This is a genomic window from Modestobacter italicus (assembly GCF_000306785.1).
In the GTDB taxonomy this organism is placed as follows: Bacteria; Actinomycetota; Actinomycetes; order Mycobacteriales; family Geodermatophilaceae; genus Modestobacter; species Modestobacter italicus.
The window spans coordinates 4,196,569-4,222,373 of record NC_017955.1 but is presented as its reverse complement, the minus strand read 5'-3'; the positions used below and the strand labels follow the sequence as shown (position 1 = coordinate 4,222,373).

Below are 25,805 nucleotides of genomic sequence, written 5' to 3'. Positions count from 1 at the left end.
GGCTGCACTCTCGACGGGGCCTGTGGACGGCGGCAGCGGGGGTCGTCCCTCAGCGGGCACCCTCCTCCGGTGGCCGTCCGCCCTCGCGTCCCCGAAGAGCTGCGCACCCGGGTGTTCCGCGGGTCCACAGCGGTGCAGCGCGGGCTCCTGACGCCCGACGAGCTCCGCGGACCGGCGTGGACGGCGGTGTTCCGCGACGTCTACGTCGCCGCGGACCAGCCGGTCACCCACGCACTCCGCGCGCGGGCCGCCGCAGGCGTCCTGCGCCCCGGGGCGGTCGTCATCGGCCGCAGCGCCGCGGTCCTCTGGGGCGTCGACCTCGCCGCCGCGCAGGACGACGTGGAGCTGGCCCTGCCGCCGGGGGCGCACCCGATGCGGATGCCCGGGGTGCGAGCCCGGCGCGTGCTCCTCGACCCCCGCCACGTGTGCACGCGGCGGGGGGTGCTGGTGACGGATCCGGACACGACGGCGGTGGCCGTGGCCGGCACCCTGCCGCTGGACGCCGCCGTCGTCGCCGTCGATCAGCTGACCTCCCGTGGACCCGCTGACCTCTCGCGGGTCCGGGCGCTGGCGGAGGTGGGGACCGGACGCGGCTGCCGCCGAGCGCGGCTGGCCTGCTCGCTGGCCGACGGCAAGGCCGAGTCCCCACAGGAGACCCGCATCCGGCTGCTCCTGCTGCGCAGCGGGCTGCCGGCACCCATCGCCCAGTTCGAGGTGCCGCGGGCCGGCCGGCGGCCACTGCGGCTGGACTTCGCCTGGCCGGCGCACCGGCTCGCCCTGGAGTACGACGGGCAGTGGCACGGCGGTCCAGGGCAGCTGGGCAAGGACCGCCGGCGGTGGAACGAGCTGGGGGACGCCGGTTGGCGGATCGTGTTCGCCACGGCGGTCGACGTGCACCGTCCGACCGAGCTCATCGCCCGGCTGGGTGCCCTCCTGCTCCCCTGAGCAGCGAGTGTGCAGGCAGCGGGCACTGCGGACCGTCGAGGGCCCGCTGCCCGCACACTCGGAGGTCAGGCGTCGTCGGTGAGGCGGTGGAGCTCGGCGGGGAGGGCACCGGGGGAGAGCACGGTGAGGCGCTGGGTCGGGCGGGTGAGCGCGACGTAGAGGTCGCTGTGCCCGCGGACGCCCTCGTCGAGCAGGCCCTGCGGGTCGACCAGCAGCACCGAGTCGAACTCCAGCCCCTTGGCCTCGGCCGGCACCAGCACCACCGGGCCCGCCGAGGAGTCCGCGGCCGGGCCGGCGGAGACGACGGGGAACGCCCCGGCCAGGCAGTCGACGACGGCCGGCACCCGGCTCGGCGGCACGATGACCGCGACCGTGCCGCCGGCCGCGACCAGCTCGGCGGTCACCTCGGCGGCCCGGGGGAGCAGCGCGTCCTCGGGCAGCTGCTCGGCGACCGGCGGCACCCCGGTGCTGCGCACCGAGCGGGGAGCGGCGGTGGCCGCGCCGCCGGCGGCGAGCACGTCGGCGGCGACCGCCATGATCTCGGCCGGCGTCCGGTAGTTGACGGTGAGCTGGGCCAGCCGCCACTGCTCGCCGACGTGCGGCTGCAGCACCGTGCCCCAGTCGGTCGCGCCGGCCAGGCTGCCGGTCTGCGCCAGGTCGCCGACGACGGTCATCGAGCGGGTGGGGCACTTGCGGGCGAGCAGCCGCCAGGTCATCGCGGAGAGCTCCTGCGCCTCGTCGACGACGACGTGGCCGAACACCCAGGTGCGGTCGGTGGCGGCCCGCTCGGCGGCGGTCCGGGTGTCCAGGTCGGCGTCCCGCTCGGCCAGCCGCTCGGCGTCGAGCAGGTCGCCGGCGGTGAGCTCCTCGCCCTCCTCGTCGTCCTCGAGGTCGGTGGACCGGGACCCGTGCAGCAGGTCCAGGGTGTCCTGCGCCTCCTCCTGCGCCCGCCGGCGGCGGCGCGCCTCCCGGGCCCGCTCGGCGCTGTCGTCGAAGCCGAGCAGCTCGTCGGCCTCCTCCAGCAGCGGGACGTCGGCCGGGGTCCACGGGGCGTCCGCGGGGCGCGCGAGCAGCGCGCGGTCCTCCTCGGTCCAGCCCTTGGTGGCCCGGCGGATGCGCGCCGGGTCGGCCAGCAGGTCGCGCAGCAGCCCCTCGGGGGTGAGCACCGGCCACATCTCGTCGACCAGCTGCCGGACGGCGGGCTCGCCGACGACCTCGGCCTGCAGGGCCTCGACGTCCCGGCGGTCGAGCAGGTCGGCGCCGCCGCGGACGTCGCCGCCGATCCGGTCGGCGTACCGCTGGGCGACGAGCTCGGCCAGCGCACGGACGAACGCCGGCCGGCCCAGGTTGTGCTGCCGCGAGGCCCGCCGGGCGGTGGTGCGGCACCGGGTGAGGTCGACCGGGCGCAGCGGGATCCGGACGCCGTCGATCACCAGCTCGCGCACGCCCCGCGGCACCGTCTCCCGGTCGCGGACGGCGGCCTTGAGCACGTCGACCATCGCCAGCCGGCCCTTCACCTCGGCGACCTCGGGGGCCTCGCTGCCGCGTGCGTCCAGGCCGGGTCGCAGCTGGCCGAGCCCGGCGAGCAGCACGCCGGTCTCGCCGAGGGCGGGCAGGACGTCGGCGATGTAGCGCAGGAAGGTCGGGGTGGGGCCGACGACCAGCAGCCCGCTGCGGGCCAGCCGGTCCCGGTGGGTGTAGAGCAGGTAGGCGGCGCGGTGCAGCGCGACCGCCGTCTTCCCGGTGCCCGGGCCGCCCTGGACGACGAGGACCCCGCGGGCGTCGCTGCGGATGATCGCGTCCTGCTCGGCCTGGATGGTGGCCACGATGTCGGTCATCCGGCCGGTGCGCTCGGCGGTCAGCGCGGCCATCAGCGCCGCCTCACCGGTCAGCGGCGGGCCGTCGGTCTCGGTCGCGTCGATGGTCAGCACCTCGTCGTGGACGGCGGTGACCTCGCGGCTGCGGGTGCGGATGTGCCGGCGGCGGACGACGCCCTCGGGCCGGAACGGCGTCGCGGTGTAGAACGGCCGTGAGGCCGGCGCCCGCCAGTCGACCAGCGCCGGGTCGCCGGCCGGGTCGTCGGCGGGGAGCCCGACCCGGCCGATGTACAGCGGCTGCGGGGAGACCTCGCGGTCCAGCCGGCCGATGACCAGCCCGTGGTCCGCGGCGTCCAGCGCGGTGATCCGCTGGCCCTGGAACCGGGCGGCCGCCTCCCGCTCACCCAGCGACTGCGGGTTGATGATCGGCATCGCCAGCGCCTGCCGGAACCGGGTCACGGCCAGCTCGCGGGCGGCGTCCAGCCGGCGGTAGAGGTCGGTGACCGCGGTCTGCTCGGCGGCCAGGTCGGGGTCGGGGGCGACGCCCTGGGACGAGCTCGACAACGGGGGCTGCTCCTCGGGTGGCGTGCGGACGTCGTGGCGACCTGCAACCGTACGTGCCCGCCGGCGCTGCGGGCGCGCATCCCGAGGTGGCCCGCCGGTGGACTGCTCCGCGCCGGGCCGGACGGCGGGCAGGATGCCGGCATGGCCACCGCACACATCGGGCACACGCACCGCCTCGACCTGGCCGACGCCACGGTCCGCGAGTGGGACGCCACGGTCGTTGCCGCCGACCCCGAGCAGGGGATCGTGCTGGACCGCTCGGCGTTCTACCCGGGCGGCGGCGGGCAGCCGCCGGACGAGGGCGTGCTCCTGTGGGGCGGCGTCCGCACCAGGATCGCCGGCACCCGCACCGGCGACGAGCTGTACCTGGTGCCGGTCGAGGGCGACCCGCTGCCCCCGGTCGGCACGGCGGTGCGCGGCGCGCTGGACGACGAGCGGCGGACCGCGCTGATGCGCACCCACTCCGGCCTGCACGTGCTCACCGGCGTCGTCTTCCGCGACTACGGCGCGCTGGTCACCGGCGGCAACATGGAGCCGCTGACCGCGCGGATGGACTTCGACCTGGCCGAGGTGCCCGCCGACTTCAAGGACCGGGTCGCCGAGGCGGTCAACGCCGAGCTCGCCGCCGACCGCCCGATCCAGGTGCAGGTGCTGCCGCGGGAGGAGGCGTTCGCGATCCCGGACATCATCCGCACCGCCACCAACCTGCTGCCGCCGGACCTGGAGGAGGTGCGGATCGTGGACATCGTCGGGCTGGACACCCAGGCCGACGGCGGCACCCACGTCGCCTCGACGGCGATGGTCGGCCGGGTCGAGGTGGTCAAGATGGAGAACAAGGGCCGCGGCTTCCGGCGGCTGCGGGTCCGCATCGTCTGACGGAACCCCGCAGCCGCCGGCGGCGCTCAGACGAGTTCGGGCACCCGGAGGTGGGCGATCGCCAGCTCGAACGGTGCGACCTCGGTGATCTCCATGCCGGCCGCCTCGGCGAACTCCGCGCGCAGCATCGTGCCGCGCTCGTTCGCCCGGTCCAGCGCGGCCCGGCTCTCGTAGGTGACCGCCGTCGAGGTCCGGCCCGACGCCGCGTCCACCAGCACGCTCACGCTGCAGAAGCCGGGCAGCTGCTCCACCTGCGGCAGGATCCGGCTCCGCATCACGTCGATGACGTCCTGCATCGCACCGGCGTCGCGCCGGGCCCAGATGACCCGGGTGCAGGCCCCGGCGTCCGCCGGCCGGACGCGGTGCACGAGGGCCATCTCCCACTCGGCGACCTCCGGCTGGTCGCCGCCGAGCACCTCCGCGGCCCGGGCCCGGACGTCCACGACGCCCGCGGCGCTCGCCCGCATGGCGTTCTCGGACTCCCAGGCCGTCGTGACGATGCACCGGCCGGAGTCCCGGTCGGCGAGCATGGACAACCCGATGCAGCCGTCCATCTGCTCGACCGTGGGCATCACCTGGTCCCGGACGTAGCCGATCCCCTCGTCGACCTTCTGGGGACTGCCGTGCACCGTGGTGGTTCGGGCGTACATGGCCACCACTCCTCTCCGAGTGGGCAGGGCCCTGGCGGCCCGGCAGCGTCGACCAGGGTCCTCGCCGCACTCGCCCAGCGGGACGGTCTGAGCCGCCGTCGTACAGATCGGCGACACGGGGCCTCGCCCACGGCGTGCCTCCGGACGCCGCGGATCAGCCGGCGCTGAGCAGGGACGTCGTCCCGTCGTCCCGCGCGCCGCTGAAGTACTGGTCGAGCACCTGGGTGAACACCGGGTCGTCGGAGACGGCGGCGAACAGCGTCATCGACGACTGCAGCTTCTGCGCGTCGACGCTGCCGAGCACGCGGACCGGGTCGGTGGTGTCCAGCCCGGTCAGCGCGCGGGCGGACTCCAGCAGCCGGGGGCCGAGCACCGGGTGGGCCAGGTAGGCGCGCGCCTCGGCGGCGCCGCTGATCGCGTAGCGCTGCGCCGTCGCGCTGCGGCCGAGCCCGGCGACCTGGGGGAGGACGAACCACATCCAGTGGCTGCGCTTGGCCCCGGCGCGCAGCTCGGCGAGCGCCTGCCGGTAGGTGCCGCCGGCGTCCTGCGCGTCGACGAAGCGCTGCAGGTCGAACGGGTCGCTCACCGGGCGGCCCGGATGCCGTCCAGCGCGATCCGGAAGACCCGCTCGCGCTGGGCGTCGTCGGTGAACGTGCCGGAGGTGAGACCGGAGACCATCTTCACCAGGTCGTCGAAGGTCAGGTCGTCGCGGACCTCGCCGGCGGCCTGGGCGCGCTCGAACAGCGGCGTCCCGGCGGCGTACATCTCCGCGCGGCAGACGGCGAACACCGGCGAGCCGGTGCTGAGGGCCTCCAGCAGCGCCCGCTTGGTGGCGATGTAGCTGACGAACCGGCGCAGCCAGGCGGTCAGCGCCTCCCACGGGGGCAGGTCGGCGAGGTCCCGGGCCGCGGTGCAGAGGTCCTCCACCTCGCCGATGTAGACCCGCTCGAACAGGTCCTGCCGGGTGGGGAAGTTGCGGTACAGCGTGCCGATGCCCACGCCCGCGCGGCGGGCGACGTCCTCCAGCGAGGCGCCGGCGCCCTGCTCGGCGAAGACCTCGCGGGCGGCGGTGAGGAGGGCGTCGAAGTTGCGCCGCGCGTCGGCCCGCTGCGGACGGCGGACGCCCAGCTCCGCCAGCCCGGACACCTGCTCGGCCACGCCCCGCCCGCCTCTCGTCGTCCCCGCTTGCAACCGGAGGTTGGCCTCCGCTAATCTGGAGGTGCGCCTCCACTTGGACCGATGATAGCCCCGACCCGCTCGCGACGGGTCCCGGTTCCGGCCTGAGCGTGCGTCCCCCCACCCGCTCCGTCCCGAGGACGCTCCATGCCTGCTGCCCGCACGTCCCCACGCCTGGTGCTCACGGTGCTCGCCGTGAGCACCGGCTCCTTCGCGATGCTCCAGTCCCTGCTCGCCCCGGTGCTGTCGACGCTGCAGTCCGAACTGCGCACCGACGCCGCCTCGGTCACCTGGGTGCTCACCGCCTGGCTGCTGTCCGCGGCCGTGGCGACCCCGCTGCTCGGCCGGGTCGGCGACATGCTCGGCAAGGAGCGCACGCTGCTCGTCGCCCTGTCCGCCGTCGCCCTCGGCTCGCTCATCGCCGCGGTGGCGCCCTCGCTGCCGCTGGTCCTGGTCGGCCGGGTCGTGCAGGGCCTGGGCGGGGCGGCGTTCCCGCTCTCCTTCGGCATCCTGCGCGACGAGTTCGCCGCCCACCGGGTGCCCTCGGCGGTCGGCTTCCTGTCCGCCGTCATCGCCGCCGGCGGTGGCGTGGGCATGGTGCTGGCCGGTCCGATCGAGACCGCCTTCGGCTGGCGGGCGCTGTTCTGGATCCCGATGGTCGTCGTCCTCGTCGCGCTGGCGCTGGCCTGGCGCTTCGTCCCGGAGTCGCCGGTGCGCACCCCCGGCCGGGTCAACGCGCTCGCCGCGGTGCTGCTGGCCGGCTGGCTGGTGGCCCTGCTGGTGCCGCTCTCCCAGGCCAACGCCTGGGGCTGGGGGTCGGCGCGCACCCTGGGCCTGCTCGCCGTCGCCGCCGTCGGGCTCGCCGCGTGGGTGGCCGTCGAGGTGCGCTCGGCCACCCCGCTCATCGACATGCGGATGATGCGGCTGCCGGCGGTCTGGACGACGAACCTGGTCGCGCTGCTGTTCGGCGCGCAGATGTTCGGCATCTACGCCTTCGTGCCGCAATTCGTGGAGCTGCCCACCTCCACCGGGTACGGCTTCGGCGAGAGCGTCACCGTCGCCGGCCTGCTGATGGTCCCGATGCTGGTCACGATGTCGGTCACCGGCGTGCTCTCCGGCCGGATCGCCGCCGTGCTGGCCTACAAGCCGCAGCTGGTGCTGGCCTCGCTGGTCAGCGCGCTCGGCTCGGCGTCACTGGCCGTGCTGCACGCCGCGCCGTGGCAGCTCGCCGTGGCCGGCGGGGTGCTGGGCGTCGGCTTCGGCCTGGCCTACTCGGCGCTGACCAGCCTCATCGTGCAGGCCGTGCCGGCCGCCCAGACCGGCGCCGCGAGCGGGATGAACGTCAACATCCGCACGATCGGAGGGGCGCTGGGCACCGCGGTCGTGAGCAGCCTGGTCACCGCCTCGGCCGGAGCCGACGGGCTGCCCGCCGAGCGCGGCTTCACCACCGCCTTCCTCGTGCTGGCCGGCGCCTCGGTGGTCGCCGCCGGTCTCGCCCTGCTCGTGCCCACCACCCGCCGTCCGCTCGCCGTCCCCGAGCCCGTCGCCGTCCCCGCGCCGGTGCCGGCCGCAGCCCACTGAGGAGATCACCATGACCCGCACCTGGCTCGTCACCGGCAGTTCCCGCGGCCTGGGCCGCGCCCTGGCCACCGCCGCCCTCGAGGCCGGCGACACCGTGCTCGCCACCGCCCGCGACCCCGAGCAGCTCAGCGAGCTCACCCACCGCTTCGGCGACCGGGTGCGCGCCGTGGCGCTCGACGTCACCGACCCGGCCGCGGTGGACGCGGCGGTGCAGGCGGCGGTGGACACCTTCGGCCGGCTCGACGTCGTGGCCAACAACGCCGGCCACGCCGACAGCGCACCGATCGAGCAGACCACCGAGGAGGCGTTCCGGGACCAGCTGGAGACCAACCTGCACGGCGTCATCCGGGTGACCCGGGCGGCGCTGCCGGTGTTCCGCCGGCAGCGCTCCGGGCACTTCCTGCAGTTCTCCTCGATCGGCGGCCGGGTCGGCGGGACGCCGGGGCTGGCGGCCTACCAGACCGCCAAGGCGGGCGTCGAGGCCTTCTCCGAGGTGCTGCACGCCGAGGTCGCGCCGCTGGGCATCGCGGTGACCATCGTCGAGCCCGGCGCCTTCCGCACCGACTGGGGTGGGGCCTCGATGCGGCTGGCGGAGGTGGCGCCGGACTACGCGGCCACCGTCGGCCGGGTGCACGCCCAGCGCCGGCAGCTCGACGGCCGGCAGCCCGGTGACCCCGCGCGAGCGGCGCAGGTGCTGCTGGACGTCGTCGCCGCCGAGGAGCCGCCGCTGCGGCTGCTGCTCGGCTCGGACGCCGTCCAGCTGGCCGAGCGCTCCTCGCGGGCACGGGCGCGGGAGGCCGCGGTGTGGGCCGGCGTCAGCCGCTCGACCGACTTCGACGGCATCACGTCGCTGGCGGGGCTCACCGCCTGACCCGTGGGGGGTCGCCCCGGCCCCCCACGGGCCGGGGACGGCGGCGCCCTGTAGAACCGGTGCCGACGGACCACACCGACGTGGGGAGCACCGGATGGGCAGCAACTCGTTGACCTTGGCGCCCGTGCCGCGCTCGGCCGCGGCGGAGCAGGTGCGCGAGGAGGTCCGGGCCTTCCTCGCCGAGGAGCTGGCCGCCGGCAGCTTCACCACCTCCGTCGACACCTGGCTGTCCGGCGTCGACCCGGCCTTCTCCCGCAAGCTGGGCGAGCGCGGCTGGCTGGGGATGACCTGGCCGAAGCAGTACGGCGGGCACGAGCGGACGGCGATGGAGCGCTACGCCGTCACCGAGGAGCTGCTCGCCGCCGGCGCGCCGGTCGCCGCGCACTGGATCGCCGACCGCCAGTCCGGCCCGAACCTGCTCCGCTACGGCACCGAGGCGCAGCGGACCGAGATCCTGCCGCGGATCGCCGCCGGCGAGTGCTTCTTCGTGATCGGGATGAGCGAGCCGGACAGCGGTTCCGACCTCGCCTCGATCCGCACCCGCGCCACCCGCAACGGCGACGGCGACTGGGTGGTCGAGGGCGCCAAGGTGTGGACGTCGAACGCGCACACCAGCCACTACGCGATCACCCTGGTCCGCACCTCGCCGGCCGACCCGGCCCACCGGCACGCCGGCCTTTCCCAGCTGCTGGTCGACCTGTCGCTGCCGGGCATCACGGTCAACCCGATCCGCATCCTCGACGGCGGCCACCACTTCAACGAGGTCGTGTTCGACGGCGTCGTCGTCCCCGGCGACATGCTGCTGGGGGAGGAGGGCAACGGCTGGCACCAGGTCACCGCGGAGCTCGCCTTCGAGCGGTCCGGCCCGGAGCGGTTCCTCTCGACCTACCCGCTGGTCGCCGAGTTCGCCCGGCGGGTGGCCGCCGCGCCCGACCCGGCCGGGCTGGCCGCGCTGGGCCGGCTCTCGGCCCGGTTGCTGGCGCTGCGCCAGATGTCGCTGCGGATCGCCGGCGCGCTGGACCGCGGCGAGCTGCCGGACATCCCGGCCGCGCTGGTCAAGGACGTCGGGACGACGTTCGAGGCCGACGTGATCGACGAGGTGCGCCGCGCGGTCGACGTGGTGGCCTCGCTGGACTCACCCGACCCGCTGGGCCGGGCGCTGGCCGAGGCGCAGCTGCACGCGCCGGGCTACACGCTGCGCGGCGGGACCAACGAGATCCTGCGCGGGATCGTCGCCCGCGGGCTCGGCCTCCGGTGAGGTACTTCGGCTACGGCAGCAACATGGCCAACCCCGTGCTGCGGGCGCTGCCGGGCGTGCGCAGCCTCGGCGCCGCCGCCGTCGACGGGTACCGGCTGCGCTTCGGACGCGACTCGGTCCGGTGGCGGGCGGGTGCCGCGGACGTCGTCCCGGCGCCCGGCTGCACGGTGTGGGGCGAGCTGCTCGAGGTCGACGACGAGGCGCTCGCCGTGCTGGACACCAAGGAGGGCGTCGCGCTCGGCTGGTACCGCCGGGCCGGGGTCGAGGTGCGGGACGTCGGCCCGGCGCTGACCTACACGGTGGTGCAGCCCGCCGACCCCGAGCTGGCGCCGCGCGCGGACTACCTCGCCGGCATGGCCGCCGCCGCCCGGACGCTGGGCTTCCCCGCCGGCTACCAGCAGTTCCTCGCCGACCTGGCCACCGAGGCCGCAGAACACCCCGAGCCCGGCCGGTTCCGCTCCCTGCAGCCCGCCGTCGCCGCCCGGACAGGAGCCGATCGTGAGCAGTACTGACACCGACCTGGTCGTTGAGACCGTCCGGGACCTCCTCCGCGCGCACGAGCCGTTCGTGCTCACCGCGGACCGCCCGTGGGACGCCGGGCTGTGGGCGGCGCTGGTCGAGGCCGGGATGACCGGTGTCGGCCTGCCCGAGGCGGCCGGCGGCTCCGGCGGCGAGCTGGCCGACGCGGTTGCGGTCGTCGCCACCCTGGCGCGGGGCGCGGCGGCGGTGCCGGTCGCCGAGCAGCTGCTGGTCGCCGCCCCCGCCGTCCTGGCCGCCGACCTCGACCTGCCCGCGCCCGACGAGCCGCTGTCCATCGCCGTGGACGGCGCGGTCACCGCTGAGCCGCGGGACGACGGCGACGGGCCGGGCAGCTGGACCCTCACCGGGACGGCGACCGACGTCGCGTGGGCCGGGGTCGCCCGGCACCTGGTCGTGCTGGCGACCAGCCCGGTCGGCCCGGTGCTCGCGCTGGTCGACGTCACCGGCCGGGAGACCACGCACGCGGCCAACCTGGCCGGGGAGCCCCGCGGCTCGCTGGTGTTCGACGGGGTGATCTGTGCGGGTGCGCTGCTCACCGACCGGCAGGCCGCCGAGCTGCGCGCCCGGTACGCCCTGGCCCGGGCGGTGCAGCTGTCCGCGGCGCTGGAGCAGGTGCTCGCCTGGACGGTGCAGTACGCGGGGGAGCGGGTGCAGTTCGGCCGCCCGCTGGGCCGGTTCCAGGCCGTCCAGATGGAGCTGGCCGAGATGGCCGGCGAGGTGACCGCCGTCGCCGCGCTGGTCGACGCAGCGGTGCAGGCCACCGAGCGGGGGGAGTCGCTGGTGCCGGCGGCCGCGGCGGCCAAGGTCCGCGCCGGGGCTGCGGTCGAGGTGGTCGCCCGGCTCGCGCACCAGGTGCACGGCGCGATCGGCTTCACCCAGGAGCACCGGCTGCACCACCTCACCCGGCGGTGCTGGTCGTGGCGGGACGAGGCCGGCACCGAGCTGGCGTGGTCGCGGGTGCTCGGCGAGCAGCTGCTGGCCGACGGCCCCGACGCGCTCTGGCCGGCGCTCACCCGGGTCGTGTGACGGCGCGGATCCGCCCGTACCGGGCGGCGGACCGGGCCGCGGTCTACGACGTCTGCGTGCGCACGGCGGCCGCCGGGGAGGACGCCCGCGGCCGGTGGTCGACCGACGACCTCATGCCCGACCTGTTCGCCGGCCCGTACGTCGACCTCGAGCCGGCGCTCGCCTTCGTGCTCGACGACGGCGACCGGGCCGTCGGCTACGTGGTCGGCACCGCGGACACGGCTGCCTTCGTCCGCCGCTGGCGGCGGGAGTGGCTGCCGCGCCTCGCCGCCCGGTACCCGGCGCCGCCGGACCCGCCGCGGACGGCCGAGGAGGCGATGGTCGCGCTGCTGCACCGGCCCGAGCGGATGCTCCGCCCCGAGCTCGCGGCCCACCCGGCGCACCTGCACGTCGACCTGCTGCCCGCCCACCAGGGCGCCGGGCACGGACGCGCGCTGATCGACACGTTCCGGTCGGCCGCAGCCCGCGCCGGAGCGGCCGCGCTGCACCTCGGCGTCGACCCGGCCAACCGCCGCGCGCGGGGGTTCTACGACCACCTCGGGTTCACCGAGATCGCCGTCCCCGACCCGGGCGTCACCTACCTCGGCCTCCCGACCACCTGACCCCGCACGTCCGCGCGCGAAAGCGCCCGCGCTTTCGCGCGCGAAAGCGCGGGAGGGTTCCGCTAGACCGTCTCGGGGATGCGCAGCTGGGCGATGACCAGGTCGAGCTCGGCGACCTCGGTGATCCGGCCGCCCATCGAGCGGGAGTACTCGGCCTGCAGCTGGTCGGCCCGCTGCGCGGCGCCCATCATGGCGTCCCGGTCGACGTAGTTGACCGCGGCCACGGCACGGCCGCTGAGCCGGTCGACCATCAGGCTGACGCTGGAGAAGCCGGGCAGCTCCTCGATCCGGGGGAGCAGCGCCATCCGGAAGGTCGCGACGTCCTCGTCGACGGTGCTCGGGTCGCGCAGCGCGCACCAGGTCACCCGGCAGCACGCGTGGTCCCCGGCCTGCTGGGCCCGGTGCATGACGGCGACCTCCCACTGCGCGACCAGCGGCACCGCGCCGAGCAGCTTGCCGACCTGCGCGCGGTTGGGCCGCATGGCCTGCTCGCTGGCCCGGAGCGCCTCCTCGGTCTCCCAGCCGGTGGTGACGATGCAGCGGCCCGAGCGCGGCCCGACCAGCATCGACATGCCGGTGCAGCCGTCCAGCCCGGTCGTCGCCGGCAGCCACTGGTCCCGGACGAACCGGATCGCCTCGTCGAGCGCTGCGGGCTTCCCGCGCAGCGTGGCGGTTCGGGCGTACATCCGCAGCTCCCCTCGGCCGGCCGTGCCCCGGCAGCACCGTCGCAGGGAGAACTCTGCCCGCCCACCTCTCGCCGGGGGTACCGGCTCGCGATACCGACCCGTTCCGGATGCGGCGGTTCGCAACTGTCCGGCACTGACACGCCACGCCGGGGCGGGGCCGCCCGCTGGGAGCGGTCCCGCCACCGGGATCAGCCGAGCAGCACCTCCCGCAGGACCTCGTGCAGGTGGGTGTTCGGGTAGTAGCCGGTCAGCTGCTCGCTGCCCGGCCCCGCCGCGGTCACCACGGTGGGCGCTCCGGTGTGCCCGGTCGTCGTCCAGTCGAGGGCGAAGTCGTAGTCCTCGCTGCCGGCGACGAGGAAGGGACCGTCCTCACCGGACTCGGTGCCGCCCGTGGCGGCGGTCTCCTGCGGCAGGGTCCCGCCGGGGCCGCTCTCGTCCTCCGGGTCGACGTCCTCGATGGTCAGCCCGCCGCACTCGTGGTCGCCGGTGACGATCAGCAGCGTGTCCGGGTGCTCGGCGACGTAGGCCTCCGCGACCTCGACCGCGGCGTCCAGCGAGCGCATCGCCTGGAGCATCCGGGTGCCGTTGTTGGCGTGGCTCATCTCGTCCACCGCCTCCTCCTCGACCAGCAGGAAGAAGCCGTCCTCGTCCTCGGACAGGACGTCCAGGGCCTTGGTCGTCATGTCCGCCAGCGGGACGACGGGGGCGAACTCGTCGCCCTGGCCCTCAGGGCGCTGCTGGAACATCTCCTCGTTGGCGAACAGCCCCAGCAGCTGGTCGGAGTCGGCGGCGGCGAACTCGGCGGCGGTGCTCACGTACTCGTAGCCCAGCCCCTCCGCCTGCGCGACCAGGTCGCCCTGGGTGCTCCGGGAGACCTCCGGGTCCTCGGTGTCGCCGGCGCGCGGGGCGTAGGTGCCCTCGTCGCCGGCCGGCAGCCACCAGTCCTCGCCGCCGCCCAGGATGACCTGCGGCTGGCTGACCTGCAGGTACTGGCGGGCGATGTCGTCCTGCGCACTGCGGTCGACCGAGTTGCTGAAGAACGCCGCCGGGCTCGCGTCGGTGACCTGCGCCGTCGTCACGATGCCGGTGGCCAACCCGGCCTGCTGCGCCTCCTGGCCGATGGTCGGCAGCGGGGCCCCGTCGACGTCGACGCTGATCGCACCGTTGTAGGTCTTCACCCCGGTCGCCCAGGCGCTCGCGGACGCCGCCGAGTCGGTGATCGTGTCCTCCGGGTCCCGGGCGTCGGTGGTCTGCAGGCCGGCGATCGGCAGGGAGTCCATGGCCAGCTGGCCGTCGAACCCCTCCTGGTCCAGCCGGGCGGCCTCCCGGTGCGCGGCGGCCATGCCGTCGCCGTTGACGAAGATGACGCTGCGCGGGTGGCCGCGCCCGTCCCCGCCGGCGGACGCCGCGCCGGGCAGCAGGACGACGACGCCACCGCCGACGAGCGTCGCGGCGAGGCAGAGCGGCAGGGTGCGGCGCTGCAGGCGCCGCCTTCTCGAGGTGGACATGACTCTCCCTGGTGCGGGCCGGGCCCGCGGTCGGTGTGGTCGAGCTGAGAGCAGCCTGCGAGCCTTCTGTGACCTGTGCCACTCGACCTGTCGATGAGTTCAGCGGATCCCGGCGGTCTCCCCCGCATGACGACGACTGCACCGCTGGACCTGACGCCGTCGGTCACCGAGGTCTCCCGCGTGGTCACCACGGTGTCCGACGACCAGCTGACCGCCCCGACCCCGTGCGCCGACACCTCGGTGGCCGCGCTGCTGGACCACCTGCACGGACTGGCCGTCGGGCTGCGGCTGGCGGCGGAGAAGCAGCCGACCGGGGCGCCGAACGCCTCCGCCGGGACGCTGCCGGCCGACTGGCGTACTCGCATCCCGCGCGAGCTCGACGAGCTGGCCGTGGCCTGGCGCGACCCGGCTGCCTGGGAGGGCACCGCCGAGCCCGGGGGCGTCCCGCTGCCGGCGGCCTGGGCCGGGCGGGTGGCGCTCAACGAGGTGCTGGTGCACGGCTGGGACCTCGCCGTGGCCACCGGCCGGTCGTACGCGCCGGACCCGGCGGCGGTGCGCGCCTGTATCGACTACGCGCGGGAGTTCGCGGCGGCGGTGCCGGAGGGCCGGGACTCGATCTACGGGCCGGAGGTCCCGGTTCCGGCGGACGCGCCGGAGCTGGACCAGCTGCTCGGGCTCACCGGGCGCGACCCCGGCTGGCGGCCCGCGGGCTGACCACCGTCCGGCAGCTCCGGTCCCGAGGCGTACTCCGGGCGGAGTACCCCGGCCCCGCGGCAGCGGCAGAGGCACACCCGCAGCACGACGCGGGAGGGCCGCTCCGATCGCGAAGGTCGTGCCATGGACACGACCTCCCCTCCTCTCCCGGCCGGCTCACGGCTGACCCGCGCCCTGCACGGCCACTCTCGGCGCGCCCTGCTGGCCGTCCTGCTCTTCGTGCTCGTCGCCGGCGTCCTCGGCGGCCCGGTCGCCGGGTCCCTCGACGCCGACGGCGGCTTCGCACCCGCCGACTCCGACTCGGCCCTCGCCGTCCAGCGCCTCGAGGACGCCTCCGGCCGGACGCCGGACGCCGGGGTCGTCGCCGTCGTCGACACCGGCGACGGTCCGTCGGGCGTGGCCGACGTCGTCACCACCCTCGCCGGGCTCGACGGCGTGGCCGAGGCCGTGCCGGCCGGCGCCGCGCGGGACGGCAGCTCCGAGCTGGTCGTCGCCGTCCTCGATGCGGACGCCGACGACGAGGCCGTCGCCGGGGCCGCGGTCGCGGCGTTCGCGGACGACGACCGGGTGGCCCTCGGTGGCCCCGCCGTCACCGGCCTGCAGATCGGCGAGCGGGTCGGGGAGGACCTCGGCCGCGCCGAGCTGCTGGCCTTCCCGGTGCTCGTCCTGCTGTCCCTGCTGTTCTTCGGCGGCCGGGCCGCGGTGCTGCCGCTGGTGGTCGGCGTGACCACGGTGCTCGGCACGTTCCTGGCGATGGCCGGGATCAACGAGGTCTACGGGTTGAGCGTGTTCGCGCTCAACCTCGTCATCGGCCTGGGGCTGGGCCTGGCCATCGACTACACGCTGTTCCTGCTCAGCCGGTACCGCGAGGAGCTCGACCGGCAGGGGCCGACCCTGGGCGCCGTCGTCACCACGATGCGCACCGCCGGCCGGACCGTCGTCTTCTCGGCGGCCACCGTCGCGGTCGCCCTGGCCACCCTCATCGTCTTCCCGATGGGCTTCCTCAAGTCGATGGGCATCGCGGGCGCGGTCGTCGCCGTCGTGGCCGCCGCCGCCGCGCTGGTCGTCTCACCGGCGGTCTTCGCCCTGTGGGGCCCGAAGCTGGCCCGCCGCCGGCGCCGGGGTGCCGCCTCCGGAGGCGGCTGGTACCGCCTCTCGCACGCCGTGATGGCCCGGCCCGGCGCGGTCGCCGCCGTCACCGCGATCGTGATGCTCGTCCTGGCCGCACCCGCCCTGCGGGCCGAGTGGACCCCGGTCGACAGCAGCGTCGTGCCGACCGACCTCAGCTCCCGCGTGGTGGCCGACACCCTCGAGGCCGACTACGCCGGCGCCGGAACCACCCCGGTGCTCGCCGCCGTCCGGGCCGACGACCCGGGCGCCGCCCGCTCCTTCGCCGACGCGGCCTCGCAGCTGCCCGGCGTCCTGGCCCCCGCCGACGCCGTCGAGGTCGGACCCGGCACCTGGCAGGTCGACCTGGTCGTCGACGGCGGCCCCGAGGGCGACGTCGCCCAGCAGGTCGTCACCGAGGTCCGCGACCTGGCCGCCGACCGGGACGCCGACGTGCTGGTGGGCGGCGCCGCCGCGGAGTTCGTCGACCAGCAGGCCGCCATCGGGGACGCACTCCCGCTCGCCGCAGCGCTGCTCGTGCTGCTCACCGTGCTGGTGCTCTGGCTGATGACCGGCTCGGTGGTGCTGCCGGTCAAGGCGGTCGTGATGAACACCCTCACCGCGGGGGTGGCCCTCGGGGCACTCACCTTCGTCTACCAGGACGGCCGGCTCACCGGCCTGCTCGGCTACACGTCCAACGGCGGCGTCGAGCCGACCAACTTCCTGGTCGCCGCGGCCGTCGTGTTCGCCCTGTCCACCGACTACGGCGTCTTCCTGCTCGGCCGGATCAAGGAGGCCCGGGAGGCCGGTCTGGCCGAGCGCGAGGCGGTCGCGACCGGGCTGGGCCGCACCGGCAGCGTGGTCACCGCCGCCGCGATCCTGCTGGCCGTGGCGATCGGGGCGTTCAGCACCAGCTCGATCTCGTTCATCCAGCAGATCGGGATCGCGACCGCGGTCGGCGTGCTGGTCGACGCGTTCGTCGTCCGCTCGTTCCTCGTGCCGGCGCTGATGGGCCTGCTCGGCAAGTGGAACTGGTGGGCGCCGATGCCGCTGCGCCGGCTGCACGACCGGATCGGGCTCTCCGAGGGCGAGCCGGCCGGCACCGCGGAGGAGTTGCCGCGCGAGCTGGCGAGTACTCCCTGAGGACGACGACCGGCGGTCCCGCCGCCGCTACCGTCGTCGGCGTGACCCGCCTCCCGTCGCTGCCGCCGCGCGTCCTGGACGTCGTGGCGGCAGCGGCGTGCGTGGCCGCCATGGGCGTCGAGCTCGCCCGCAGCACGAAGGCGGAGCCGAGCGTGGCCGCCGTCGTCGCGATCGTGGTCGCCAGCCTCCCGGTGCTGCTGCGCCGCGACCGGCCGGTGCTGGCCATGGTGCTGGCGATGACCACCCTGCTGGGGGTCACCACCACCGCCGAGATCTACCAGACCATCCCGATCCCGGCCGTCCTGTGCGCCTACGCGCTCGCCGACCGGCTGGGCCGGACCGCGGCCCTCTGGACCGGGGCCGCGACGGCGCCGGTGGTGGTGGCGATCCTGCTGACCTACAGCCAGCACTCGATCCTCGACTGGGACACCGCCCGCAACCTCGGGTGGGTGGCGCTGCCCCTCGCCCTCGGCGTCGCCGCCCACGACCGCCGCGCCGCCACCGCCGCGCTCGTCGACCGCGCCGAGTCCGCCGAGCGGAACCGCGAGGAGGAGGCGCTGCGCCGGGTGGGGGAGGAGCGGCTGCGGATCGCCCGGGACGTCCACGACGTCGTCGCGCACGCCATGGTGGCCATCAACGTGCAGGCCGGGGTCGGCGCCCACCTCCTCGACCGGGACCCCGAGCAGGCCCGCGCCACCCTGCGCGACATCAAGCGGGTCAGCGGAGAGGCGCTCGGCGACCTGCGCTCCATGCTCGGCCTGCTCCGGGAGGACGAGCACGACAGCCCCGTCCGGCCGGTGCAGGGCCTCGCCGGGATCGACGACCTGCGCGACGGGCTCGGCTCGGCGGGGATCGACCTCGACGTCCGGATCGACCCCGACGTGTCGACGCTCCCGGTCGCGGTCGGGGCGACCGGTTACCGGATCGTGCAGGAGGCGCTGACCAACGTGCTGCGGCACGCCGGCCCGACGTCGGCGCGGGTGCACGTCAGCCGGGCGGCCGACGTCGTGCTCATCGAGGTCGAGGACGACGGCGGCGCGGCGCCACCGGCCCTCGACGGCACCGGGTCGGGCAGCGGACTGCGCGGCATGCGCGAGCGCGCGGCCGCAGCCGGGGGCTCGCTCGAGGCGGGTCCGCGGCCGGGAGGCGGCTGGCGGGTCGCGGCGTCGCTGCCCGTGTCCGTGCCGGTGAGCACCCCGTGAACGCTGGAGCCGCGCCGCCGGTCCGCGTGCTGCTCGTCGACGACCAGACGCTGGTGCGCGCCGGGTTCCGGGCACTGCTGGACTCCGAGCCCGGCATCGAGGTCGTCGGCGAGGCGGTCGACGGCGACCAGGCCGTGGCGCAGGCCGTGGCGACGGTGCCCGACGTCGTGCTGATGGACGTCCGGATGCCGCGCGTCGACGGCCTGGCGGCCACCGCCCGGATCACCGGCGACGCCCGGCTGAGCCGCACCCGGGTGGTCGTGCTGACGACGTTCGAGCTGGACGAGTACGTCTTCGGCGCGCTGCGGGCCGGGGCCTCGGGCTTCCTGCTCAAGGACATCGAGCCGGTGGCGCTGATCGAGGCGGTCCGGCTGGTGCACGACGGCCAGGCGCTGCTCGCACCGCAGGTGACCCGGCGGCTGATCGAGGCCTACGTCGCCACCGGCCCCGCACCGCCGGTACCGGCACCGCCGCCGGACGCCGCCCGGCTCGCCGACCTGACGCCGCGCGAGCGGGAGGTCCTCGGCCTGGTCGGGCGGGGCATGTCGAACCACGAGATCGCCGAGCACCTGGTGCTCTCGCCGCTCACGGCCAAGACCCACGTGTCCCGGTTGTTCCTCAAGCTGGGCGCGCGCGACCGCGCCCAGCTGGTGGTCACCGCCTACGAGACGGGCGTCGTCAGCGCATGACTGCGGACGATCCACGGCCGGCCGGCGGGCTAGGACGTCTGCGTGCGCACCGCGGCCGCCGGGGGTGAGGTCGTCGGGTGGTGGTCCAGCGCGGTGTCCCTGCCCAGGGCGACGGCCGCGGGCAGCCGCAGGGTGGCGGTGAGCCAGAGCAGCAGGTCGTGCAGCCGGAGCCGGGTCAGCCGGTGCCCGAGCAGCTCGGCTGCGGTGTCCTCGAGCGCACCGAAGGCCGCGGCGTTGGTGCGCAGTTCCCGGTGCACGACGGCGGCGACCCCGCTGTCGCCCTCCACCAGGTGCGGCACCAGCTGCAGCCAGGTGGTGCGGGTGACCAGGGGCACCAGCTCCGGACGGCGGTGGTGCAGGGCGGCGACGACGTAGCGGCCGTGCGGGTCGGGTGGCTCGCCCAGGGCCCGCAGCGCGGCGCCGACGGTGCCCGGCTCACCGAGCACGGAGACCTCGTCGTCCGGCAGGTCCCAGAACGGGAGGCCGGCGGCGCGGGCGGCCATCGCCGCGGCCGCCGGCCCGACGTCGTCCAGGGCCCGGCGCACCGTCTCCCAGGCCCCCGGGTCCAGCCGGCCGTGCAGGCCCTCGGCGACCAGCACGTCGTCGTCCCCGAGCGGGCCGGTCGGCACCGGCCGGCGGTCGAAGCGCTCGAAGCCGAAGGCCGGCACCAGCACCCAGCGCCCCTCCCGCTCGATGGGGGAGCGGTACCGCAGCGGCCGCCGCCCCCGGGCGTAGCCGAGGACGGCGGCGAGCGCGGTGTCCCACGGCAGCGGGTCGGGCCCCGCGCTGGGGAGGACGAACGCCGGCCGGTCGGGGGACATGGGAGGCCTCAGCCCGCGGGGCTGAGGTCCTCGACGTCGAAGCTGGCCATCGTCGCCCCGCCGGTGGCGAAGGTGCCGACGTCGGCGCCCGCGGCCCGGCCGGCCTCGGAGCTCATCCCGGCACCCATCGCCTCGGCGGACTCGAAGTCCAGCTCGGCGACCAGGTAGGGAGCCGGCGTGCTCGGGTCCAGCGAGGCCGCGTGGCCGATGGAGAACCCCTGCAGGCCGGGGATCGCGTGGACCAGCCCGACGTGCACGTCGCGGTAGTGCCGGTCGAACTCGGCCGGGTCGGTCGGCTGGCCGTACTGGACGACGAGACGGTGCACCATGCGGGCTCCTCTGCTCGGTCCGGGCCACGGTGCCCGGCTCCCCGGTGATCGAACCAGGCGCCGGGCCGCCGCGGACGACGTGGGTTCAGCGGTGGCCGATGCCCCCGGGGCCGTGCTCGGCCGGGACCTCCTCGCCCGCGGCCACCGGGCCGGGCGGCGTGCCGTCGCCGAACGGGCTCCCCGCCAGCTCCTCACGGCCGTGCGGGGTCAGCCAGCCCGACGTGTCCGGGCCCATCGGGATGATCTGCGTCGGGTTGATGTCGGCGTGCACCACGTAGTAGTGCTCCTTGATCTGCGGGAAGTCGGTGGTGTCGCCGAAGCCCGGGGTCTGGAACAGGTCGCGGGCGTAGGCCCACAGCACCGGCATCTCGGTCAGCTTCTGCCGGTTGGCCTTGAAGTGGCCGTGGTAGACCGCGTCGAACCGGGCCAGCGTGGTGAACAGCCGGACGTCGGCCTCGGTGATGGTGCCGCCCATCAGGAACCGCTGCGCCGACAGCCGCTCCTCCAGCCAGTCCAGCGCCGTCCACAGCCGGTCGTAGGCCGCGTCGTAGGCGCGCTGGGAGCCGGCGAACCCGCAGCGGTAGACCCCGTTGTTGACCTCGGTGTAGACGCGCTGCATCAACTCGTCCATCTCCTCGCGGAGCTGCTCGGGGTACAGCTCCGGGGCGCCGGGGCGGTGGAACTGGGTCCACTCGGTGGAGAAGTCGAGGGTCATCTGCCGGAAGTCGTTGGTCACGACCGCCTTGGTGGGCAGGTCGACCATCGCCGGCACGGTGATGCCGCGCGGGTACTCCGGGTCGCGGGCGAGGAACGCCTCCTGCAGCCGCTCGTAGCCCAGCACCGGGTCACGGCCGCCGGGGTCGAGGTCGAAGGTCCAGCTGCGCTCGTCGTGCGTGGGCCCGCAGATGCCCATCGAGATCACCGGCTCGAGGCCCAGCAGCCGCCGCACGATCGCGGCGCGGTTGGCCCACGGGCACGCCCGGGCGATCACCAGCCGGTAGCGGTCGGCCTCCACCGGCCAGCCGCTGGAACCGTCGGCGGTGATCCGGTCGGTGATGTAGTTCGAGTCGCGCTGGTACTCCTGGCCCGCCTCGACGTAACCGCTGCCGCTCTGCTCTGTGCTCACGTGCCCACCCTCCACGACGGCGGGACGGCGCGCCGGGTGACCCGTGCGTGAGCGGCGGGGAGCACAGGGTGGCACCCGCTGCCGGGGGCGTGTCGCGAGGGCGCCGCGCCTTCCCGCCCGGCCGCCGGGGCGGAGGCTGGTGCCCTCACCGGATGAGGAGGCCGTCATGGCCCGCAGCGACATCGACGCCCTGAACCAGACCTTCGAGCAGGGGTTGGAGAAGGGCGACGCCGACATGGTGGCCTCGGTCTACGCCCCGGACGCCCGGCTCTTCCCACCCGGCAGCGACGTGGTGGAGGGCTCGGCGATCCGCGACTTCTGGCAGGGGGCGATCGACTCCGGCATGGGCGGCGGGCTGGAGACCGAGTCCCTGGAGGAGCACGGCGACATCGCCGTCGAGCAGGGGCGCTACGTGCTGCGGGCGGCCGGGGACGTCGTCGAGCGCGGCAAGTACGTCGTGGTGCACCGCCAGCAGCCCGACGGCACGTGGCGCTTCGGTCTGGACATCTGGAACTCCAGCGACCCGTCGGCGTCCCCGGCGTGACGCCGCGGGTCGCCTAGCCTGGGTGCATGGCCGCCAACCCCGCCCGCCCTGCCTGGTTCGCCAACGTCGGGGTGCAGCTGCTCGCCGGGGCCGCGGCGGTCTACAACGCCGTGCAGCTGGTCCTGAAGGTGGTCGACGGCCGGTACGGCGACGCCTTCCTGAGCTTCGCCTGGACCGTGCTGTTCGGCTACGTGCTGCTGGAGTCGCTGCGCTTCCGGAAGCTGCAGCGGCAGGAGGAGGCCGCGGCCGGCGACGGCCCCGTGGAGCCCTCGCGCCCGGTCGAACCGACCGACTGACCGGAGCGGGCGCCGCACAGTTCACCTCGCGCCGTCACGGTGTGCTCACTTAGAGTCAGTTAGCCGTTCACAGCAGTTGCGCACGCTGTGCACGGTCCAGCCGACCGAGTCGCCCTCCGAGAGGACCGTTCGTGCCCCTCCCTCCAGGTACCGCCCGCACCGCCGCCCGCCGCGGAGCACTCGGCGTCGCGGCGGTGTCCGCCGCCGTCCTCGCCGCCGTCGCCGTCCCCGCGGTCGCGGCCGCCGCGCCGCCCAGCACGCCGTTCGTCTCCGAGCTCCACTACGACAACACCGGCACCGACGCCGGCGAGTTCGTCGAGGTCCAGGTCCCGGCCGGCACCAGCTCCGCCGGGCTGAGCGTCGTCCTCTACAACGGCGGCAACGGCGCCGTCTACGACACCGACGCGCTGCCGGAGGTGACCGCCCCCGCCGGCGCCCCGGCCGTGGCCGTCGTCGACTACCCGGCCAACGGCGTGCAGAACGGCCCCCCGGACGCGGTCGCCCTCGTCCGCGGCACCGAGGTGCTGGAGTTCCTCTCCTACGAGGGCACGGTCACCGCGTCCGGCGGTCCGGCAGCCGGCCTCACCAGCACCGACATCGGGGTGAGCGAGACCGGCACCGAGCCGGCCGGGCAGTCGCTGTCCCGCACCGTCGGCGCCGACGGCACCAGCACCTGGGCCGGACCCGCGGCCGCCACGAGGGGCGTGGTGAACGGCGGCGGGACCACGACGCCGCCGCCCGCCGCCGACGTCTGCGGCACCCCGGTCACGCACGAGGTGGGCGCCGTCCAGGGCACCGGCGCGACCACGCCGCTGGCCGGCCAGACGGTCACCGTGCGCGGCGTCGTCGTCGGCGACGAGCCCGGCCTGTCCGGCTTCTACCTGCAGGACGCCGACGGTGACGGCGACGCCGCCACCGCCGACGGCGTGTTCGTCTTCAGCCCGGTCGCGGTCGACCTCGGGGACACCGTCGCCGTGACCGGCCAGGCGCTGGAGTTCGGTGGCCAGACGCAGATCACCTCGCGCACCGACGTCGCCGTCTGCGCCGACGGCACCGCGGCCGACCTGCCGGCGCCCGCGCCGCTGGACCTGCCCGCCGACGACACCGCCCGCGAGCGCCTCGAGGGGATGCTCGTCGCACCCGTCGACCCGCTGACCGTCAGCGAGGTCTTCGACCTCACCAGCTACGGCGAGCTGACCCTCTCCGCCGGTGGGGTCCTCGTCCAGCCCACCGAGCTCGCCCGCCCGGGCACACCGGAGGCCGCCGCGGTCGCCGCCGGCAACGCGCTGCGCAGCATCACCCTCGACGACGGCGTCTCCGCCCGGGTCACCGTGGCCACCCGCCCGTACCTGACCCGGGACGCCCCCGTGCGGGTCGGTGACGAGCTGACGTTCACCGAGCCCGTCGTCCTCGGATACGGCTTCGACACCTGGCGGCTGCAGCCTGCTGACGGCTCCGCCGACGGCGTGTTCGCCCCGCAGGACACCCGCACGGCGGCGCCGGAGCCGGTGGGCGGCGACGTCCAGCTGGCCACCTTCAACGTGCTCAACTACTTCCTCACCATCGGCGGCGTGGGCCGCGGCGCCACCAGCGCGGCGGAGTTCGAGCAGCAGGCGGCCAAGGAGGTCGCCGCGATCACCGCGCTGGACGCCGACGTCGTCTCGCTGCTGGAGATCGAGGACACCGACTCCACCGGCCTCACCCCGGGGGACGCCGACACCGCGCTGGCCGACCTGGTGCGCCGGCTGAACGCGGCCGAGGGCGCTGCGGTCTGGTCCTACGTGCCGCTGCCGGCCGAGCTCTACACCGTCGACCGGGACGTCATCCGCAACGGGATCATCTACCGCAACGACGTCGTCCAGCCCGTCGGCGCCCCGGTCGGGCTGGTCGACGAGACGGTCTGGTCCAACGCCCGCGAGCCGCAGGCGCAGACGTTCGTCAAGGACGGTGACGCCTTCACCGTCGTCGCCAACCACCTCAAGTCCAAGAGCACCGGCGACGCGACCGGCGACAACGTCGACGCCGGCGACGGCCAGGGCCAGTGGAACGGCGACCGCGTCCGGCAGGCCCGGTCGCTGGCGGCCTTCACCGACCGGCTGCGCACGCAGACCGGCGACGACGACGTGGTGCTGATGGGCGACTTCAACGCCTACACGCAGGAGGACCCGATCGAGGCGCTGCGCCAGGCCGGGTACACCGACCTCGGGTCGGCCTTCGACGAGGGCCGGTACAGCTACGTGTTCGACGCGCTGTCCGGCTCGCTGGACCACGCGCTGGCCACGGCCGCGCTGGCCGCCAAGGTCACCGACGTCGTGCACTGGGACATCAACTCGGTGGAGTCCTCCGCCTACCAGTACACCGGCGCGGACGACCTGTACGCGCCCGACCCGTACCGCTCCAGTGACCACGACCCGCTGGTCATCGGTCTGGACCTGGAGGAGCGGTGCCAGGGTCTGCTCCCGACGATCCGCGGCACCGACGGCGACGACGTGCTGCGCGGCACCAACGGCGTGGACGTGGTCATGGGGCTGGGTGGCGACGACACCCTCGCCGGCGGCAACGGCGAGGACGTCCTCTGCGGCGGGGCCGGCGAGGACACGCTGACCGGTGACAACGGCGACGACGTGCTGCTCGGCGGGTTCGGCGCCGACCGGCTCGACGGCGCCAACGGGGACGACGTCCTGGTCGGTGGCCCGGGCACGGACGAGCTGGTGCAGGGCCGGGGCGCCGGCTCGGCCGAGCAGGAGGGCGCCGAGTCCTGACCGGCAGCTGAGCGACCAGGCGGCGGCGTCCCGGACCGGGGCGCCGCCGTCTGCGCGTCCGGGTTCAGGCGCGCTCGGCGTCCGGGGCTGGGGTCGCGTCGGCGGTGTCGGGCTCGTCCCGCAGGAACAGGTACCAGTACGACGTCGACACGAAGACGACCGCGCCCACCAGGTTGCCCAGCCCGGCGAAGAGCCAGTTGAGCAACGCGTCGCCCCAGGTCAGGTCCGGGACGCCGGCGAAGATGGCGGCGGGCAGGAAGAACATGTTGGCCACCACGTGGTCGAAGCCCATGGCCACGAACGCCATGATCGGGAAGAAGATCGCCAGGATCTTGCCGGAGACGTTCTTCGCCGCCAGCGACATCCACACCGCCAGGCAGACCAGCCAGTTGCAGCCGATGCCGCGCAGGAAGACCTGCCAGTGCGACTCCACCGTCGCCTTCGCCTGCGCGATCGAGGCCAGCCGGTCGAAGGTCAGCCCGGCGCTGCCCTCGGCCCCCGCGTGGCCGATGACGCCGGTCTGCACGGCGAGGAACCAGGCCACGAAGAGCGCGCCGAGCAGGTTCCCGACCAGCACCAGCGTCAGGTTGCGGACGACGTCGCCGACGCCGACCTTGCCGCGCATCGCGCTCAGCGGGACCAGCATCATGTTGCCGGTCGCCAGGTCGGACCCGGCGATGAGCACGAGCACCAGGCCGAGGGTGAAGGCGGCGCCGAGGAACAGGGTCGGCAGCGTGCCCCAGGTGGCGGGGTCCAGCCCCGAGGAGACGGTGATCGCGACCAGGCCGCCGAACGAGATGTAGGCGCCGGCCAGGAAGGCGCTGACCAGCACCCTGTCCCAGCTGCGGTGGGTCTTCTTGGCACCGGTCGCGACGGCGGCCTGGGCCATCTCCTGCGGTTCGCGGTCGCTCATCAGGGGCTCCTGGGCAGGGGTCCGGGCAGCCGTGGCTGAGCCGCCGGCACCAGGGTTCC

General features: G+C 75.4%; 25 protein-coding genes. 15 read left to right on the top strand and 10 right to left on the bottom strand.

Annotated elements, in window-relative coordinates; genetic code table 11:
* Positions 1-69: 69 nt before the first annotated feature.
* Positions 70-945 (top strand): endonuclease domain-containing protein, encoded by an 876-nt coding sequence (locus MODMU_RS20030; RefSeq protein WP_014742205.1) that lies wholly within the window; start codon positions 70-72, stop codon positions 943-945.
* Between the two features lie 65 nt (positions 946-1,010).
* Here MODMU_RS20030 and MODMU_RS20025 read toward each other — a convergent pair whose 3' ends face one another.
* Positions 1,011-3,326, bottom strand: coding sequence for a HelD family protein (locus MODMU_RS20025; RefSeq protein ID WP_014742204.1), 2,316 nt, complete (start codon positions 3,324-3,326; stop codon positions 1,011-1,013).
* Between the two features lie 141 nt (positions 3,327-3,467).
* Here MODMU_RS20025 and MODMU_RS20020 point away from each other — a divergent pair, with 141 nt between their 5' ends.
* A complete protein-coding gene (locus MODMU_RS20020) occupies positions 3,468-4,202 on the top strand; it encodes an alanyl-tRNA editing protein (protein ID WP_014742203.1) in 735 nt (244 codons plus the stop codon).
* Between the two features lie 26 nt (positions 4,203-4,228).
* Here the strand turns inward: MODMU_RS20020 and MODMU_RS20015 are convergent, their stop codons facing one another.
* The 3 genes from MODMU_RS20015 to MODMU_RS20005 all read right to left on the bottom strand — a co-directional run bounded on the left by MODMU_RS20015 (position 4,229) and on the right by MODMU_RS20005 (position 6,010).
* A complete protein-coding gene (locus tag MODMU_RS20015; RefSeq protein WP_041795482.1) occupies positions 4,229-4,852 on the bottom strand; it encodes an antibiotic biosynthesis monooxygenase in 624 nt (207 codons plus the stop codon).
* Positions 4,853-5,006: 154 nt separating this feature from the next.
* Positions 5,007-5,438 (bottom strand): DUF1810 domain-containing protein, encoded by a 432-nt coding sequence (locus tag MODMU_RS20010; RefSeq protein ID WP_014742201.1) that lies wholly within the window; start codon positions 5,436-5,438, stop codon positions 5,007-5,009.
* Positions 5,435-6,010 carry a TetR/AcrR family transcriptional regulator gene (locus MODMU_RS20005; protein ID WP_014742200.1) on the bottom strand — a complete coding sequence of 192 codons (576 nt, stop codon included), beginning with the start codon at positions 6,008-6,010 and terminating at the stop codon, positions 5,435-5,437. Before MODMU_RS20005 ends, MODMU_RS20010 begins: the two co-directional genes overlap by 4 nt.
* 165 nt (positions 6,011-6,175) lie before the next feature.
* On the opposite strand from MODMU_RS20005, the gene MODMU_RS20000 reads away from it, so the two are divergent.
* From MODMU_RS20000 to MODMU_RS19975, 6 genes are all read left to right on the top strand, one after another.
* Complete coding sequence (locus tag MODMU_RS20000; RefSeq protein WP_014742199.1) at positions 6,176-7,609, top strand: MFS transporter; 1,434 nt, start codon at positions 6,176-6,178, stop codon at positions 7,607-7,609.
* A gap of 10 nt (positions 7,610-7,619) precedes the next feature.
* The gene (locus MODMU_RS19995; protein WP_014742198.1) at positions 7,620-8,480 is read left to right on the top strand and encodes an oxidoreductase; all 861 of its coding nucleotides are present in this window, start codon (positions 7,620-7,622) and stop codon (positions 8,478-8,480) included.
* Between the two features lie 94 nt (positions 8,481-8,574).
* Positions 8,575-9,738 (top strand): acyl-CoA dehydrogenase family protein, encoded by a 1,164-nt coding sequence (locus MODMU_RS19990; protein ID WP_014742197.1) that lies wholly within the window; start codon positions 8,575-8,577, stop codon positions 9,736-9,738.
* Positions 9,735-10,250 (top strand): gamma-glutamylcyclotransferase family protein, encoded by a 516-nt coding sequence (locus tag MODMU_RS19985; protein WP_014742196.1) that lies wholly within the window; start codon positions 9,735-9,737, stop codon positions 10,248-10,250. The genes MODMU_RS19990 and MODMU_RS19985 overlap by 4 nt, the downstream gene beginning before the upstream one ends.
* Positions 10,237-11,304 (top strand): acyl-CoA dehydrogenase family protein, encoded by a 1,068-nt coding sequence (locus tag MODMU_RS19980; protein WP_014742195.1) that lies wholly within the window; start codon positions 10,237-10,239, stop codon positions 11,302-11,304. Before MODMU_RS19985 ends, MODMU_RS19980 begins: the two co-directional genes overlap by 14 nt.
* A complete protein-coding gene (locus MODMU_RS19975; RefSeq protein ID WP_014742194.1) occupies positions 11,301-11,906 on the top strand; it encodes a GNAT family N-acetyltransferase in 606 nt (201 codons plus the stop codon). Before MODMU_RS19980 ends, MODMU_RS19975 begins: the two co-directional genes overlap by 4 nt.
* Positions 11,907-11,968: 62 nt before the next feature.
* Here the strand turns inward: MODMU_RS19975 and MODMU_RS19970 are convergent, their stop codons facing one another.
* On the bottom strand, positions 11,969-12,592 hold the full coding sequence (locus tag MODMU_RS19970; protein WP_014742193.1) for a hypothetical protein: 624 nt from the start codon (positions 12,590-12,592) through the stop codon (positions 11,969-11,971).
* A 188-nt stretch (positions 12,593-12,780) separates the two neighbouring features.
* Entirely contained in the window at positions 12,781-14,100 is a 1,320-nt protein-coding gene (locus MODMU_RS19965; RefSeq protein ID WP_014742192.1) for an alkaline phosphatase, read from the bottom strand.
* Positions 14,101-14,226: 126 nt separating this feature from the next.
* Between MODMU_RS19965 and MODMU_RS19960 the strand changes: the two genes are divergently transcribed.
* From MODMU_RS19960 to MODMU_RS19945, 4 genes are all read left to right on the top strand, one after another.
* Complete coding sequence (locus tag MODMU_RS19960) at positions 14,227-14,814, top strand: TIGR03086 family metal-binding protein (RefSeq protein ID WP_014742191.1); 588 nt, start codon at positions 14,227-14,229, stop codon at positions 14,812-14,814.
* A 123-nt stretch (positions 14,815-14,937) separates the two neighbouring features.
* Positions 14,938-17,064, top strand: a complete 2,127-nt coding sequence (locus MODMU_RS19955) for an MMPL family transporter (RefSeq protein WP_014742190.1) — start codon at positions 14,938-14,940, stop codon at positions 17,062-17,064.
* Between the two features lie 41 nt (positions 17,065-17,105).
* Entirely contained in the window at positions 17,106-18,266 is a 1,161-nt protein-coding gene (locus MODMU_RS19950) for a sensor histidine kinase (protein ID WP_014742189.1), read from the top strand.
* Positions 18,263-18,955, top strand: a complete 693-nt coding sequence (locus MODMU_RS19945; protein ID WP_014742188.1) for a response regulator transcription factor — start codon at positions 18,263-18,265, stop codon at positions 18,953-18,955. Before MODMU_RS19950 ends, MODMU_RS19945 begins: the two co-directional genes overlap by 4 nt.
* Positions 18,956-18,984: 29 nt before the next feature.
* On the opposite strand, the gene MODMU_RS19940 is transcribed toward MODMU_RS19945, so the two are convergent.
* The 3 genes from MODMU_RS19940 to MODMU_RS19930 form a co-directional block, all read right to left on the bottom strand.
* Positions 18,985-19,776: a hypothetical protein gene (locus MODMU_RS19940; RefSeq protein ID WP_014742187.1), complete on the bottom strand. Its 792-nt coding sequence runs from the start codon at positions 19,774-19,776 to the stop codon at positions 18,985-18,987.
* Positions 19,777-19,784: 8 nt separating this feature from the next.
* Complete coding sequence (locus tag MODMU_RS19935; protein ID WP_014742186.1) at positions 19,785-20,105, bottom strand: EthD family reductase; 321 nt, start codon at positions 20,103-20,105, stop codon at positions 19,785-19,787.
* Between the two features lie 85 nt (positions 20,106-20,190).
* Entirely contained in the window at positions 20,191-21,231 is a 1,041-nt protein-coding gene (locus MODMU_RS19930; RefSeq protein ID WP_014742185.1) for a glutathione S-transferase family protein, read from the bottom strand.
* 166 nt (positions 21,232-21,397) lie between these two features.
* Between MODMU_RS19930 and MODMU_RS19925 the strand changes: the two genes are divergently transcribed.
* From MODMU_RS19925 to MODMU_RS30135, 3 genes are all read left to right on the top strand, one after another.
* On the top strand, positions 21,398-21,775 hold the full coding sequence (locus MODMU_RS19925; protein ID WP_014742184.1) for a YybH family protein: 378 nt from the start codon (positions 21,398-21,400) through the stop codon (positions 21,773-21,775).
* Between the two features lie 26 nt (positions 21,776-21,801).
* Positions 21,802-22,071: a hypothetical protein gene (locus tag MODMU_RS19920; RefSeq protein WP_014742183.1), complete on the top strand. Its 270-nt coding sequence runs from the start codon at positions 21,802-21,804 to the stop codon at positions 22,069-22,071.
* 131 nt (positions 22,072-22,202) lie between these two features.
* A complete protein-coding gene (locus MODMU_RS30135) occupies positions 22,203-24,833 on the top strand; it encodes an ExeM/NucH family extracellular endonuclease (protein WP_083869885.1) in 2,631 nt (876 codons plus the stop codon).
* Between the two features lie 64 nt (positions 24,834-24,897).
* On the opposite strand, the gene MODMU_RS19910 is transcribed toward MODMU_RS30135, so the two are convergent.
* On the bottom strand, positions 24,898-25,746 hold the full coding sequence (locus MODMU_RS19910) for a formate/nitrite transporter family protein (RefSeq protein ID WP_014742180.1): 849 nt from the start codon (positions 25,744-25,746) through the stop codon (positions 24,898-24,900).
* Positions 25,747-25,805 lie beyond the last annotated feature (59 nt).

What these genes read in the sequence shown, in the direction of transcription:
- MODMU_RS19955 (WP_014742190.1), top strand. Translation starts at nt 14,938, where the DNA reads ATGGACACGACCTCCCCTCCTCTCCCGGCCGGCTCACGGCTGACCCGC.
- MODMU_RS20020 (WP_014742203.1), top strand. Translation starts at nt 3,468, where the DNA reads ATGGCCACCGCACACATCGGGCACACGCACCGCCTCGACCTGGCCGAC.
- MODMU_RS19935 (WP_014742186.1), bottom strand. Translation starts at nt 20,105, where the DNA reads ATGGTGCACCGTCTCGTCGTCCAGTACGGCCAGCCGACCGACCCGGCC.
- MODMU_RS19970 (WP_014742193.1), bottom strand. Translation starts at nt 12,592, where the DNA reads ATGTACGCCCGAACCGCCACGCTGCGCGGGAAGCCCGCAGCGCTCGAC.
- MODMU_RS19990 (WP_014742197.1), top strand. Translation starts at nt 8,575, where the DNA reads ATGGGCAGCAACTCGTTGACCTTGGCGCCCGTGCCGCGCTCGGCCGCG.
- MODMU_RS19940 (WP_014742187.1), bottom strand. Translation starts at nt 19,776, where the DNA reads ATGTCCCCCGACCGGCCGGCGTTCGTCCTCCCCAGCGCGGGGCCCGAC.
- MODMU_RS19920 (WP_014742183.1), top strand. Translation starts at nt 21,802, where the DNA reads ATGGCCGCCAACCCCGCCCGCCCTGCCTGGTTCGCCAACGTCGGGGTG.
- MODMU_RS20015 (WP_041795482.1), bottom strand. Translation starts at nt 4,852, where the DNA reads ATGTACGCCCGAACCACCACGGTGCACGGCAGTCCCCAGAAGGTCGAC.
- MODMU_RS19910 (WP_014742180.1), bottom strand. Translation starts at nt 25,746, where the DNA reads ATGAGCGACCGCGAACCGCAGGAGATGGCCCAGGCCGCCGTCGCGACC.
- MODMU_RS19925 (WP_014742184.1), top strand. Translation starts at nt 21,398, where the DNA reads ATGGCCCGCAGCGACATCGACGCCCTGAACCAGACCTTCGAGCAGGGG.
- MODMU_RS20000 (WP_014742199.1), top strand. Translation starts at nt 6,176, where the DNA reads ATGCCTGCTGCCCGCACGTCCCCACGCCTGGTGCTCACGGTGCTCGCC.
- MODMU_RS19960 (WP_014742191.1), top strand. Translation starts at nt 14,227, where the DNA reads ATGACGACGACTGCACCGCTGGACCTGACGCCGTCGGTCACCGAGGTC.
- MODMU_RS19965 (WP_014742192.1), bottom strand. Translation starts at nt 14,100, where the DNA reads ATGTCCACCTCGAGAAGGCGGCGCCTGCAGCGCCGCACCCTGCCGCTC.
- MODMU_RS19995 (WP_014742198.1), top strand. Translation starts at nt 7,620, where the DNA reads ATGACCCGCACCTGGCTCGTCACCGGCAGTTCCCGCGGCCTGGGCCGC.